Annotated in this window: 13 protein-coding genes; 6 read left to right on the top strand and 7 right to left on the bottom strand. The window is 62.8% G+C overall.

From position 1 onward, the window contains the following. Positions 1-23 precede the first annotated feature (23 nt). Together GA829_RS29315 and GA829_RS29310 are read left to right on the top strand one after the other, a co-directional pair. Positions 24-860: a CbbQ/NirQ/NorQ/GpvN family protein gene (locus GA829_RS29315; protein WP_308462298.1), complete on the top strand. Its 837-nt coding sequence runs from the start codon at positions 24-26 to the stop codon at positions 858-860. After that, a complete protein-coding gene (locus GA829_RS29310; protein ID WP_195176034.1) occupies positions 851-3076 on the top strand; it encodes a nitric oxide reductase activation protein NorD in 2226 nt (741 codons plus the stop codon). The genes GA829_RS29315 and GA829_RS29310 overlap by 10 nt, the downstream gene beginning before the upstream one ends. 10 nt (positions 3077-3086) lie before the next feature. Here GA829_RS29310 and GA829_RS29305 read toward each other — a convergent pair whose 3' ends face one another. From GA829_RS29305 to GA829_RS29280, 6 genes are all read right to left on the bottom strand, one after another. After that, positions 3087-3515 (bottom strand): DUF1801 domain-containing protein, encoded by a 429-nt coding sequence (locus tag GA829_RS29305; protein ID WP_195176033.1) that lies wholly within the window; start codon positions 3513-3515, stop codon positions 3087-3089. An 85-nt stretch (positions 3516-3600) separates the two neighbouring features. Next, positions 3601-3822: a hypothetical protein gene (locus GA829_RS29300; protein ID WP_195176032.1), complete on the bottom strand. Its 222-nt coding sequence runs from the start codon at positions 3820-3822 to the stop codon at positions 3601-3603. A 36-nt stretch (positions 3823-3858) separates the two neighbouring features. Beyond that, on the bottom strand, positions 3859-4251 hold the full coding sequence (locus tag GA829_RS29295) for a VOC family protein (protein WP_195176031.1): 393 nt from the start codon (positions 4249-4251) through the stop codon (positions 3859-3861). Between the two features lie 78 nt (positions 4252-4329). Continuing rightward, positions 4330-4761, bottom strand: a complete 432-nt coding sequence (locus GA829_RS29290; RefSeq protein ID WP_195176030.1) for an SRPBCC family protein — start codon at positions 4759-4761, stop codon at positions 4330-4332. Further along, on the bottom strand, positions 4758-5081 hold the full coding sequence (locus GA829_RS29285) for an ArsR/SmtB family transcription factor (RefSeq protein WP_195176029.1): 324 nt from the start codon (positions 5079-5081) through the stop codon (positions 4758-4760). The genes GA829_RS29290 and GA829_RS29285 overlap by 4 nt, the downstream gene beginning before the upstream one ends. A 124-nt stretch (positions 5082-5205) precedes the next feature. Beyond that, the gene (locus tag GA829_RS29280; RefSeq protein ID WP_258052006.1) at positions 5206-5727 is read right to left on the bottom strand and encodes a winged helix DNA-binding protein; all 522 of its coding nucleotides are present in this window, start codon (positions 5725-5727) and stop codon (positions 5206-5208) included. Positions 5728-5817: 90 nt separating this feature from the next. Between GA829_RS29280 and GA829_RS29275 the strand changes: the two genes are divergently transcribed. Then, positions 5818-9471, top strand: a complete 3654-nt coding sequence (locus tag GA829_RS29275; protein WP_195176028.1) for a hydantoinase B/oxoprolinase family protein — start codon at positions 5818-5820, stop codon at positions 9469-9471. Positions 9472-9501: 30 nt separating this feature from the next. Here the strand turns inward: GA829_RS29275 and GA829_RS29270 are convergent, their stop codons facing one another. Then, a complete protein-coding gene (locus GA829_RS29270; RefSeq protein ID WP_195176027.1) occupies positions 9502-10491 on the bottom strand; it encodes a zinc-dependent alcohol dehydrogenase family protein in 990 nt (329 codons plus the stop codon). Positions 10492-10597: 106 nt separating this feature from the next. On the opposite strand from GA829_RS29270, the gene GA829_RS29265 reads away from it, so the two are divergent. From GA829_RS29265 to GA829_RS29255, 3 genes are all read left to right on the top strand, one after another. Further along, a complete protein-coding gene (locus GA829_RS29265) occupies positions 10598-11500 on the top strand; it encodes a LysR family transcriptional regulator (RefSeq protein ID WP_195176026.1) in 903 nt (300 codons plus the stop codon). 100 nt (positions 11501-11600) lie between these two features. Then, positions 11601-12734: a glycoside hydrolase family 3 protein gene (locus GA829_RS29260; RefSeq protein WP_195176025.1), complete on the top strand. Its 1134-nt coding sequence runs from the start codon at positions 11601-11603 to the stop codon at positions 12732-12734. A 69-nt stretch (positions 12735-12803) separates the two neighbouring features. Beyond that, positions 12804-13598 (top strand): DeoR/GlpR family DNA-binding transcription regulator, encoded by a 795-nt coding sequence (locus tag GA829_RS29255; RefSeq protein WP_195176024.1) that lies wholly within the window; start codon positions 12804-12806, stop codon positions 13596-13598. Positions 13599-13671 lie beyond the last annotated feature (73 nt).

Here is a 13671-nt window from a genome sequence, read left to right as displayed (position 1 = left end):
TCCCAGTGCGCCGCGACAGCTGGATGCGTCGCGGCGCCAACACCCAGAGGCTGATTATCGTGATGAACCTGGATGCCTATCGCATTTCCAGCGAACCTTTCTATCGGGCGGTCGAAAGGGAAGTCGAACTTTTCGAGGCCGCCTATCGCAGCCGGATGCCGGTCATGCTCAAGGGGCCGACCGGCTGCGGCAAGACGCGCTTCGTCGAGCATATGGCGTGGCGGCTGGGCCGGCCGCTCATAACCGTCTCCTGCCACGAGGACATGACCGCCTCCGATCTCGTTGGCCGCTACCTGCTCGATGCCGATGGCACGGTCTGGCATGACGGCCCCCTGACGCTTGCCGTCCGGCAAGGCGCGATCTGCTATCTCGACGAGATCGTCGAGGCGCGCCAGGACACGACCGTCGTCATCCATTCGCTGACCGATGACCGGCGCATTCTCCCGCTGGAGAAGAAGAACGAGGTGGTAAAGGCGCATCCCGATTTTCAGGTCGTAATCTCCTACAATCCCGGCTACCAGAGCGTGTTGAAAGACCTGAAGGAATCCACCAAGCAGCGCTTCGGCGCGATTGCCTTCTCCTATCCCTCGCCGGACATCGAGGCCGAGATCGTGATGGCCGAAGCCGGCGTCGACCGCCGCACCGCCGACACGCTGGTGTGCGCCGGCCAACGCTCGCGCAACCTGAAAGGGCAGGGCCTGGAGGAAGGCGCATCGACACGCATGCTGATCAATGCGGGCTTCCTCGTCGCTGGCGGGATCGACATAGCCGAGGCCTGCCAGGTCGCGATGGTGACGCCGATCACGGATGATTCCGACCTGCGCGATGCGCTGACCGGCGCGATCGCGGCATGCATCTGAAGCTGCCGGCAATGGCGACCGGCGTGGCCGATACGACGGCGGGCTTTCCTCCCGATTGGCAGGAACGTTGGCGCGTCGCGCACCAGCGGATCGATCATGCCGGCTATGGCGACACCATCGCCCGAAACTATCGCCGTGCCGGACCACACATTGCCGAACGCGTCGGCCCGGCTGCGGCGATCAGGCTTGGCGGTTCGGTGTCGGCAGCCTCGATCCGTGCCGGTCGCCGGGCAGCGGGCCTGCTGATCGACGCCGCGCTGCACTTGACCGAGGCCGTCAGCGATCCTTCGCAGTTCATGTCCTGGCTGGATATGGTCGACGAAATAGCAAAGCGAGGACCTGAATCCCTTGCGCCCTTCCTTGAGAATCTCGCGCGTCTCCTGGATGCGCTCGGCTTCCCGGGACTTCTCGCTTTCGTGCGGATGGGCCTCGGTGTGAGCCGCCAGGACAAGGCGCGCCGGCTGGCCTTCTTTTCTCTCGAAAGCGGCGAAGCCCGGCGGCTGCTCGATCATCATGCGCGAGCGGATGTGCTTGGCGCTCTGACGCCGCGGCTCAAACCCTATTTTGGCGCGCTGTGGGGCTTTTGCCCGCCGATCACCGAGCCTCCGGCAGACGCGCCCGAGATCATGCGCCGCCGCTCCGGCTTTGGTGGCGGTGGCATCCGGCTGCCTCCGTCCTATGCGGGCTTTCCGCGTGACGACCAGGAACAGCTCTACCGCGCCACGCTGGCGCATATCGGGGCGCATCACCGTGCCACCCGTGCCAGATTTCCAGCCGTCGGTCTGAGACCGCTGCAGATCGCCATCGTTTCGCTGATCGAGGATGCGCGCGCCGAGCTGTTGGCGATGCGGGAAATGCCGGGTCTTTCCGATCTCTGGTCTCGCTTCCACGTTGCCCGCCCGGAAGGTGCACCGGTCGCCATCTCGCTGATGGCGCGGCTTTCGCGCGCGCTGCTCGACCCGGCCTATGAGGACCCGCACGGCTGGGTCGCCAAGGGCCGGACACTGTTCGATGAGGCGGTCTCAAGTGATGCCCACGACCAGCAGCTCAGCCGGCGCATTGGCGGCCTGCTTGGCAACGACATCGGCCAGATGCGGCTGCAGTTCGACGCCAAGACTTATGTGGTGCAGCCGGCCTACCGGGACGACAACCTGGCGATCTGGGATTTTGGCGACCAGTCCGAGCCGCCGACGGAAATCGAGGCGATGGCCGAGGGCGCGCGCATCGAGCAGCGGAGCGCGCCCGATGGCCGCAAGGAAGAAGGCGAAGGCGAGGAAAAGCAATCGGGACGGCTGCGCGACGCCGGGGCCGATGAGGGAACATTTGCGGCCCGCTATCCCGAATATGACCATGTGACCGGTCAGTTCAGGCCGGATTGGTGCACGGTGCGCGAATGGCCGCCAAAGGTCGCTCCGCCAGCGGCGGTCAACACGCTTCGTGAAAGCCGTTCCGACTTGGTGGAGCGGATATCGAAACTGATCCGCGCCTCGCGCGTCAGCCGCCAGGAGCGCGTTCGCCGCCAGCCGGAAGGTGAATTCCTGGATATGGATGCCGCCATTTCGGCGATGGTCGCGTGGCGGGCCGGCGAAGTTCCCGACGCCCGCATCCATGGGCGCTATGAGCGGCGCAGCCGTGATATTTCGGTTCTGGCCCTCATAGACGCTTCGCATTCGACCAGCGATCCGGTGCGCGAAACCGGCACCTCCGTGCTGGCGACGGAAAAGCTTGCCACCGCGTTCCTGGCGCGTGCCATGTCGGAGCTTGGCGATCCTTTCGCCATCGCGGCCTTCTGTTCCGACACGCGCGAGGATGTGCGCTATGTCAGGATCAAGGATTTCGAGAGGCCGTTCGACGACCTTGCGCTCGGCCGCCTTGCCGGGTTGGAAAGCGCGCTCTCGACCCGGCTCGGCGCGATCATCCGTCATGCCGGACAGGACCTGAAGGCACGCCGCTCTTACCGGCGCCTGTTGCTTGTCGTGACCGACGGCGAGCCATCGGACATGGATGTTGATGACCTGCACTATCTTGTCGAGGACGCCCGTGCCGCCGTGCAGGAATTGAACCGGGAGGGCATCGACATATTCTGCGTGGCGCTGGACTCAGGCGCGGAGTCTTACGCGAACCGGATCTTCGGCCAGCGGAGTTCGATCCAGATCAGCTCGATTGAAAAACTGCCCGAAGTTTTGCTGGCCATTTATCTGCGGTTGGCAAGCTAGGACATGTCCATCATCGGCTCTTGCTTGCCGGGCGAGCGGCACGCTTCGACATGTTCAGCGCGACGGGGCCACGAATGAGCGCCTTCAGCGCTGTTTCATCGATCGTGTCGCCCTCGTGGAAATCGATGGCGCGCCGGGTGTTGCCTTCGAGGCTGGAGTTGAACAGACCTTTGGGGTCTTCTAGCGAAGCGCCCTTGGCGAAAGTCAGCTTCACCACGGCCTTGTAAGTCTCGCCGGTGCAGATCATCCCGCCGTGTTCCCAGACCGGAACGCCCCTCCATTTCCATTCCTCGACGACCTCGGGTTCCGCTTCCTGGATCAAGGCGCGGAGCCGGCCGAGCATCTCGCCGCGCCAGTCACCCAATTCCCTGATCCTCGCATCGATCAGCTGGGAGGGGGAGTTTCCGCTGGTTTCTTCCATTGAGACGCTCTTTTTCATGGGGTTGTCGCTTTCTTGACGATTGTACCTGGCCCTGTCGCGCCGTTCGGCCCGTCTGAAACAATGGTCGTCTTGGGTATCCTGCCTATCGGCTCGCGCTTTGTCCGCCGCGTGCTTTGGCTGTGTAGGGCAACACGAACATATACAGCCCGCTGAACAAAAGCAGGAAGAGCGGTGGCAATGGCGAATAAACCACCCAGGCGGGTGGCTGCCCCATGGCCATTGTGACGAAGTTGGCGATGACTGTCACCGTGAAGAGGATCGAGAGCCAGCGGTGCAGCTGACGTATCCATTTGCTGGTGCCCATTGAGATCTCCTGTGATGACGAGCCAAAGCGATAGGACTACCAGCGTGCCAGCTGGGTGATCTGGATGAGGTTGCCGCAGGTGTCGTTGAGCTGCGCGATGGTCGACCCCGTCACTTCGGTCGGCGCCATGGCGAAGGCAGCGCCCCGCGCCTTGATCCGCTCGTGATCGCCCTTGATGTCATCGGTGAAAAGCATGAGCGCCGGCTGGCCCTGCTTGAATATGGCCTGCTGGTAGGTTTTGACGGCTGGGTTGTCGTTCAGTGCCAGCTGCAACTCGATCCCGTCCGGCTCGCCGGCAGAAGTCACTGTCAGCCAGCGAAACGGCCCGTTGCTGAAATCGGCTTTCTTGGTGAAGCCCAGCACCTCGGTATAGAAGCCGAGGGCCTTTTCCTGATCGTCCACGTAGATGCTCGTCACTTTGATCTTCATTGGTCTTTCTCCATAGGTCTTGTTGGCGGCCAGGCCGCCTTTTGAAATCGGGTATGGAACTCAATCAGCCGGCAGGTTTCAGTCTGTCCGCGCCAGAAGCTGCTCAAGCTTCTCGAAGAACTGCGGCCAGCCCATCTTGGCGCCGCCATAGGCCCGCCTCTGTTCGGGCCGGAAACCGGACTGCTCCATGCGCAGATGCGTTCCTGTTGGCGTTGGTGTGAGCGTGAAGGTCACCACGCTCTGCAGGTTAAAGGCCGGGTCGTCATGCGCCAGGTTCCAGGTGTAGGACAATTCCCTGTTCTGCTCGACGGCAAGCACCTCGCAGTCCAGCACGCCGCCCCAGTCGGCGCTGATGTTGAAACGATGGCCCACGACCGGATTGAAATCGTTCTTCATGAGCCACTCCTCCATCAGGTGTGGTTGGGTGAGCGCACGCCACAGCTTTTCCGGCGCGTGCGAAATCTCGCGTTCGACAATGACGGAGCGCGTCTCGGTGGGGCGAACGTTCACTGGTCCATCCTATTGAGCAGATCCTCGAGGTCGTCGAACCGGCTCTCCCAGAAGCTGGTCATCTGCTTTGTCCAATCGTTCAGCGGGGCGAGGGCGCCAAGCTGCGCGCTGTAGTGCGTCTGGCGGCCTTCATGGCGGTCGAGCACCAATCCGGCCTGCTTCAGCACACCAAGATGTTTTGAAACGGCCGGTTGCGAAACCCCGGCCTGCGCCGTTAGGGCCCCCACGGTCTGCTCTCCTTCGCGGCACAGCCGCTCGAAGAGTGCCCGCCGGGTCGGATCGGCGAGCGTCCTGAAAAGCATATCCGAGGCGTTCTGCATCTAATCGATAACTCGTTGGCTATTGATTGACGTATAACCGAAGAGATATGTGTCGGTCAAGTAGGGATGTGGAGTTGCCGGACGATGCTCGCCAGAACCATTTTCGAGTTGCTGTCCGAAGGCTCTAAATGCTGACGGCCCCGCGCGCGGCCTGATCATATTGGCCGGAGAGAGCCCGCATCAGCGCGGCGAGGCTGCGCACGGCTTCCTCGTCAAGGCCGATCGTCTTGATGCTTGAGACAAGCAGGGCTTCCCTCAGTTCGTGGTAACGTTCGCAAGCCGCAGCGCCGGATTGAGTGACGCGGACGGTCTTTTCCTTGCCGCGCCGGCCGGTTTCCACAAGGCCCATGCTTTCGAGCTTCTTGATCGAATAGGTCGCAAGATGCGTGTCTTCGATGTTGAACATGGTGCAGAGATCAGCCTGCGTCTTCTCGCGGCCCCGGTGGTTGGTCGCGTGCAGCAGCAGCACATCGAGATGCGTCAGGCCGGGATAGCCGGCAGCTGTCATGCAGCGCACGGTCCAGCGCTGGAACGCATTGTGCGTTACCGTCAGCGCGAATTCCATTTCGGACATCGAAGGCATTGCGCCCTTCGACAGATGCGCGGCCGAAACGATAGGCCCAACGCCAGGCGGATCAGATTTCAAAGCACTTCCTCAATAGCAATTTATCGATAATATATTGACGTATTGCGATCTTTGGGGCAATTGAAATCTTCATTGTGAGGAGAGACGGCGTTGGTCGCGACATGGGATTTCTGGATCGATCGTGGCGGCACGTTCACCGATGTCATCGGCCGCGACCCGCAAGGCGGACTGCATCCGCGCAAACTCCTGTCGGAGAATCCCGAAGCCTATGCCGATGCCGCCATACAAGGCATTCGCGATCTGCTCGGCCTGCCCTCCGGTGCTCCCATCCCGCCTGGCCTGATCGGCGACATCAGGATGGGCACCACCGTCGCCACCAACGCGCTTCTGGAGCGCAAGGGCGACCGTGTGTTGCTGCTCATCACCAAGGGCTTTCGGGATGCGCTGAAGATCGCCTATCAGGCGCGGCCCGATATCTTCGCCAAGGAAATCCTTCTTCCCGAGCAACTCTATGAGCGCGTCATCGAGGTTGACGAGCGCGTGCTGGCCGATGGCTGCGTGGAGCGCCTGCTCGACATAGCCGCCTGCCATCCGGCGATCGAGCAGGCAAGGGCCGATGGCATCGATGCAGTGGCAATCGTCTTCATGCATGCGTGGAAATATCCAGATCACGAGAAGGCCGTCGCCAAGGTCTGCCGGAAACTCGGCTTCGGCCAGGTCTCGGTCAGCCATGAGGTCTCGCCGCTGATCAAGCTTGTCGGCCGTGGCGACACGACAGTGGTCGACGCCTACCTTTCGCCGATCCTGGCCCGCTACGTGCAGCGCGTGGCTGGAGAACTGGGCGCGGCGCCAGGCGCTGCCTCGGGGCAGGAGATCAACCAATCCCCCCGCCTGATGTTCATGATGTCGTCGGGTGGTCTTACCGCCGCCGATCTGTTCCAGGGCAAGGACGCGCTGTTGTCCGGTCCGGCCGGTGGCGTCGTCGGCATGGTCGAGACGGCGAAGCTGGCCGGCTTCGAAAAGGTCATAGGCTTCGACATGGGTGGCACCTCGACCGATGTCGCCCATTATGACGGCGACTATGAGCGCGCCTTCGACACCGAGGTCGCCGGCGTACGCATTCGCGCGCCGATGATGCGCATCCACACCGTCGCGGCCGGCGGAGGCTCGATCCTGCATTACGAGGCCGGCCGCTTTCGCACCGGTCCGGATTCCGCAGGCGCCAATCCCGGGCCGGCCGCCTACCGGCGTGGCGGGCCGCTCGCTGTCACGGATGCCAATGTCATGCTGGGCAAGCTGCAGGCGGATTTCTTTCCGGCCATTTTCGGGGCCGGCCAGAACAAGCCGCTCGATGTCGACGTCGTCGCGAGCAAATTCACCGCGCTCGCTACCGAGATCGGCGACGGTCGCACGCCTGAAGCCGTTGCCGAGGGCTTCGTCACCATCGCCGTCGAGAACATGGCCAACGCCATCAAGAAGATTTCCGTCCAGCGCGGCTACGACGTCACCGAATATCTGTTGAACTGCTTTGGCGGCGCCGGCGGCCAGCACGCATGCCTCGTCGCCGACGCCCTCGGCATGGAGGCGGTGCTCATCCATCCCTTTTCGGGCCTGCTTTCAGCCTATGGCATTGGCCTCGCTTCGGTCTTTGCCTCACGCCAGCAGGCGCTGCTGAAGCCGCTGTCAGAAGCTTCGCTCGGCGCGGTCAACGAGATGATCGCAGCGCTTCGCCAAGAGACCCTTGCTGAACTTACCAGCCAGGGCATCGCCGGCGAAGACATCGCCTGGCGGCCGGTTCTGCATATCCGCTATGACGGCACCGACACCGCGCTCCCGGTTAATTTCGAAACCGGCCAGGTGCTGCAGGCGGTGGGCGATTTTGAGGTCGCGCACAAAGCCCAGTTCGGCTTCGTCTACGACAACAAGCCGATGGTCATCGAGACCGTAGCCGTCGAGGGCAGGGATGCGAGCGGGCAGGACAGGGCGGAGCCCTACGCGCCGGCTGGGCCGGCAAGGACAGCGGCCGACACTTCCGAAAGCCGCCGCATCTACACCGAAGGGCAGTGGCATGAGGCTGGAGTTTATCGCCGCGAAAACCTGCGCCCATCCAACCTGGTCCCAGGCCCCGCCCTGATTATCGAAAGCCATCAGACCATTGTTGTCGAGCCCGGCTGGCAAGCGGAAATCACCAATCTCGATCATGTCGTGATCCGCCGCATCGAGAAAAAAGCGCGTGCCGCCGCCCTTGGCACCGAAGCCGATCCGGTGATGCTGGAAGTGTTCAACAACCTGTTCATGTCGATCGCCGAACAGATGGGCGTGACGCTGCAGAACACCGCCTATTCCGTCAACATCAAGGAACGGCTGGATTTCTCCTGCGCCGTCTTCGACCGCACCGGCGCGCTGGTCGCCAACGCACCGCATATGCCCGTGCATCTCGGCTCGATGGATCGCTCGGTCGAGACCATCATCCGGCTGAACTCCGGCGACATCCATCCCGGCGACGTCTTTGCCCTCAACGCCCCTTATAATGGCGGCACGCACCTGCCTGATATCACCGTGGTGACACCGGTGTTTGACGACGAGCAGAATGAAATTCTCTTCTATTCGGCCTCACGTGGACACCACGCCGACATCGGCGGAACCGCGCCCGGCTCTATGACGCCGCTGGCCACCACGGTCGACGAAGAAGGCGTGCTGTTCGACAATTTCCGCATTGTCGATCGCGGCAGGTTCCGTGAGAAAGAGCTGGAAACGCTGCTCACCGACCACCGCCACCCCGCCCGCAATCCGCACCAGAACATCGCCGACCTCAAGGCGCAGATCGCCGCCAACGAGAAGGGCGTGGCCGAACTGCGCAAGATGGTGGCGCATTTCGGCCTCGATGTCGTCGAGGCCTATATGGGCCATGTCCAGGACAATGCCGCCGAAAGCGTGCGCCGCGTGCTTGAGCGCCTGCCGGACACATCAAGCTATGAATATCCGACCGATACCGGCCAGGTGATCAAGGTCAAGATCACGGTCGACCGACAAAAGCGCGAGGCGACCGTCGATTTCACCGGCACGTCGCCGGTGATGAAGAACAATTTCAACGCGCCGGAGCCGGTCGCGCGCGCGGCCGTGCTCTATGCCTTCCGCGTCATGGTCGAGGACATGATCCCGATGAATGCCGGATGCCTGCGGCCCATCAACATCATCATTCCCGATGGCTGCATGCTGAAGCCGTCCTATCCGGCAGCCGTCGTCGCCGGCAACGTCGAGACCTCGCAGCACGTCACCAATGCCTTGTTCGGCGCCATGGGAGCGATGGCCAACGCGCAAGGCACGATGAACAACCTGACGTTCGGCAACAAGCAGTACCAGTACTACGAGACCATCTGTTCCGGTTCGCCGGCCGGGCGGATGAATTCCGGCCGTGGCTTTGCCGGCACCTCCGGCGTCCACACCCACATGACCAATTCGCGCCTCACTGACCCGGAGGTTCTGGAGTTGCGCTTTCCTGTGCTGCTCGAGGATTTCCACATCCGCGAGGGCTCCGGCGGCAAGGGCAAGTGGAGCGCCGGCGACGGCACCAGGCGCACCATCCGCTTCCTGGAAAAGATGGAATGCGCGATCCTGTCCTCGCATCGCAACCGGCCGCCGCAAGGGCTGGATGGTGGCGGTGACGGCGAGGCTGGCTCGACAGAGGTTCGCCGCAAGAACGGCATCGTCGAAACCTTGAAAGCCTGCGACCAGACGGTGCTGCAGGCAGGCGACGCCGTCATCGTGACGACGCCGACTCCAGGCGGATTTGGCAGGCCGTAAGTCCGGGCTTTCCGGCCCCACCTGCATTGGTCAGACGGTCACGACAATCTTGCCGAATTGCTCGTTTGATTCGAGAAAACGATGCGCCTCGACGATGTCGTCGAAGGCAAAGGTCCTGGCGATGACCGGCTTGAAAGCACCAGACTCCAGGCCCTCAAGAATGAACGCCTTGGCTGCCTCCAGCTTGGCCGGGTTGCTGATGATTTCGTGAACGAGATAGCCGCGCAGTGTCAGCACCTTGCTTAGAACCGTGAACAACGGAAACGGTGTTGGTTCAGGGCTCAGGCCGCCATATTCGATCAGGATGCCGCCGCGCGACATGGCTGCGGTCAACGGCTCGAAGATCGGCCCGCCGATCGCATCGAGCACCACTCGCACGCCTTGCGCGCCGGCGATGGCTTTCAGCCCGGCTTCCAGATTCTCTTCCGCCGCGGCGATCGCATGGGCGGCGCCGGCATCGAGCAGGGCCTGTTTCTTGGATGAGTTGCGTGTCACGGCGATCGGAATCGCGCCGACACTGTTGGCAAGCTGGATCGCGGCAAGGCCGACACTGCTTGATGCCGCGGTGATGACAACGAAATCCCCGCTGCCGAGCCTGGCGATATCGATCAGCGCGCCATAGGCCGTGAGATAAGGCATCCACAAAGCCGCCGCTGTTTCCCAGCTGAGCGAGGGCGGATGCTTGACCACGGCCTCGGCAGGATAGGTGACAAGCTCGCCATATGCCGGCCAGCGGACCATGGAAATCGGCGGCACGACGCTGACCGCGTCGCCCGGCGCCAAGCCCTCAACACCATCGCCAATCGTCTCGATAATGCCGGCGGCCTCAAGGCCGAGGCCGGATGGCAGGGGCGGTGTCTCGATGTAGGTGCCTGAACGCAACAGCGCCTCGGCCCGGTTGATGCCCAGCGCCTTGACCCGGATTTGAACTTCACCCCGGCCAGGCCTGGCAATATCGATGGTCTCGATGCGCAGAACCTCGGGACCGCCATGTCTATGAAAGCGGACAACGCGTGCCATTTCAGTCAGTCACTCCAAATAAATTGAACCGAATGAGGTATGACGGCTCATTGGAAACTGATAAATGGCTGCCGAGAAAGCACAATAGAAACCAAGAGTTTTGAATATGGATCGCCTTGAAAGCATGGCCGTATTCGTCAAGGCCGTCGATCTCGGTTCCTTCGCGGCGGCCGCTGTCACGCTTGATCTCTCAGGGCCGATGGTCGGCAAACATGTCCGTTTCCTTGAAGAGCGTCTTGGCGTGCGCCTGCTCAACCGCACCACGCGCCGGCAGAGCCTGACGGACTTCGGCCGCGCCTATTACGACCGCTGCCGGGTGGTTCTCGCCGAGGCGGAAGCGGCGGACGCACTGGCCGCCGACCAGCTTTCCGAACCGCGCGGCAAGCTGCGTGTCACCATGCCGGCGCATTTCGGCCGGCGCTGCGTCGCTCCCGTCTTGCTGGATCTCGCACGGCGGCACCCGGCGCTGGAACTCGACCTGTCACTGAGTGACCGTTTTACCGATCTTGCCGAGGGAGAATACGACCTTGCCATCCGCACCGGCGCGCTGGAGGACAAGGCAGGGGTGATCGCGCGCCGTGTCGCGCGCCAGCGCATGGTCGTCTGCGCCTCGCCCTCCTATCTCGCGCAGCATGGCGAGCCACGGCGGATAGAGGACTTGAGCGGGCATCAAACGATCATCTATCGCCGCGCCGGGCGTTTCGTTGGCCCATGGCTGTTCCCGCGCGACGGTCAGCCGCCGCTGGAAGTCATGCCGGTCAGCCGGCTGCGCCTCGACGACCTCGATGCCATAGCGGACGCAGCGACATCAGGCATGGGGTTGGCCTGGTTGCCCAGTTGGCTGGTTCGCGAGCGCATCGAGGCTGGCGCGCTGGTGCCGCTTTTGCCGGATCAGCCGGGATTTCTCTATGATTGCCATGCGCTGTGGCTGCAGACGCCGCATTTGCCGCTGAAGGTCCGGCTTGCCGTCGATGCTCTGGCCGCGGCTTTGCCCAGGCTGATGGTGTGAGCGGGAGCTCACTTTCCCGGCACAATCGGCCATGGGCAAACGCCGGTCGAATCTGTCACAACGCCGGCTCGGCGTCAGCCACAAGTGAACGGGGCCACGAATGGATTTGTCTTTTGATCTCGGCCGGGGCGCCGCCTCCCTCGGACATCGTTTTCTGATCGGCCTGCAGCCGGGCCATGTGCTTGGCGATCATGACAAGCGGCTTTTGTCGTTGTTGGAGCCCGCCGGCGTGGTCTTCTTCCGCGCCAACTTCCTTGCTGATGCGCCCTATGAAGAATGGCTGGCGGTGCATCGCACGCTGATGGCCGATATCCGCGAGCATATCGGCCGCGAGGAAATCCTGTTCTGCATCGATCACGAGGGCGGCGGCGTGCTGCGGCCACCGCTGCCGATCACGCCATTCGCCTATGCAAGGCGCTGGAAGGAACAGGCCGCCGATGTCGGGCGGGCGATGGGAACTGAACTGGCGTCGCTCGGCTTCAACGTCAACTTCGCTCCCGTGCTCGACGTCAATTCCAACGCCGACAACCCGGTCATAGGCCAGCGCGCTTTTGGCGCCACGCCGTCTGAGGTGAGTGCGGCGGCGCGGCCGTTCCTGGAAGCCATGCAGGCCGCAGGCGTTCTTGGTTGCCCTAAGCATTTTCCCGGCCACGGCGACACCAGCGTCGATTCTCACTACGGCCTTCCGGTCGTCGACATCGATGCCGCGACGTTCCGCAGCCGCGAACTGGCGCCGTTCCGCGACCTTGCCGACGCGGACGCGCGCATGATCATGACCGCGCACATCGTCTTTCCCCAAATCGACCCGGGCACGCCAGCGACGATGTCGAAAGTGATGCTGCAGGACATTCTGCGGCGCGAACTCGGCTTCAAGGGCGTCGTCGTATCTGACGACCTTGGCATGGCAGCGATCTCCTCCATGCTCGACCGGCCGGAAACATCGATCAAGCTCGCCAATGCCGGATGCGACCTGCTGTGCATGTGCGCCTATTGGGCCGACACCTCGCTGATCCTGCGCATGACTGATCATATCATCGCCGGCCTGCACGACGGCGCGGTGACCGAGGCGACGTTGGCGCAATCGCATCAGCGTATTGCTGCCCTGCTGTCCTCGGCGCCACAGCACCCGGTACGGCGGATCGCCGATGAAGAATTCTCCCTGCACGCGACGCTGGCGCCCCTGAAGGACAACAGCCCGCGCAAGCTTTCCGAAGGCGGTGCGGCGACGGTATGAACCAGATCGGTTGCTTCGGCGTCTTCGCTGCCACATATTGCAACATCACTGCCCGACACGAGGATCGCCATGTCTCCCGACAGCAGGCTTCCAGCGCGCGCCCTTGCTCCCCGCCGCCATGGTGAAATCCTGAAGCGCCTTGGCCTCCAGGGTTCGGTCAGTGTCGCCGAGCTTGCCCAGTTCTTTGACGTGTCACGCGAAACCATCCGCCGCGACTTGAAGCTGCTTTCGGACCAGGGCCAACTCGGCATCGTGCATGGCGGCGCCGCTCGTTTCGAGCCGAGCGAACCGGCGATGAGCCTGCGCAGCCAGGAGAATGCCGAGGGCAAGGCGGCGATCGGCAAGGCGGCAGCCGGCCTGGTCAAGGACGGAATGGTGGTCTTCCTCGATTCCGGTACCACCACCCTGGCGGTGGCCCAGGCCATGGCAGGGTTGCGTGACCTGACCATCTGCACCGCCAGCCTGAAGATCGCGCTTCACATGTGCCACATGCCCGGCATGCGCGTGCACATGCTGGGCGGCGAAATCGACCCGGGGGAGGAGGCTGCTTCCGGCATCGACACGCTCGAAGCCATGGCGCGCTTTCGCGTCGACATTGCCTTCCTTGGCGGTGGCGCGCTTTCGCCGGATGGCGAGGTCACCGACTTCACCCGTGCCGGCGCCGAATTGCGCGGCCGCATGATCACAATCGCCACCTCGGCCTATTTCGTGCTCGACGGCGGCAAGTTCGGCAAGCTGACGCCGCTCAGGATTCCAAATTTCGAAGGTGCGGCCGGCGTGATCGTCGACGCTCAGCCCGAGGCGGCAATCGCCGACGCGCTTTCGCGCAAGGGGCCGGAACTCATCGTGGCGTCACTGATGTGATTATTTGTGGCATTATGTGTTGATATTTGAGATTGCTGTGTTAGAATTATCGCCATCCTCGAAATGGCGGGAC

The sequence above is a fragment of the Mesorhizobium sp. INR15 genome (assembly GCF_015500075.1).
Lineage (GTDB): Bacteria > Pseudomonadota > Alphaproteobacteria > Rhizobiales > Rhizobiaceae > Mesorhizobium.
Note: the sequence above shows the minus strand (reverse complement) of the source record. Positions and strands in the feature narration are given on the sequence as shown.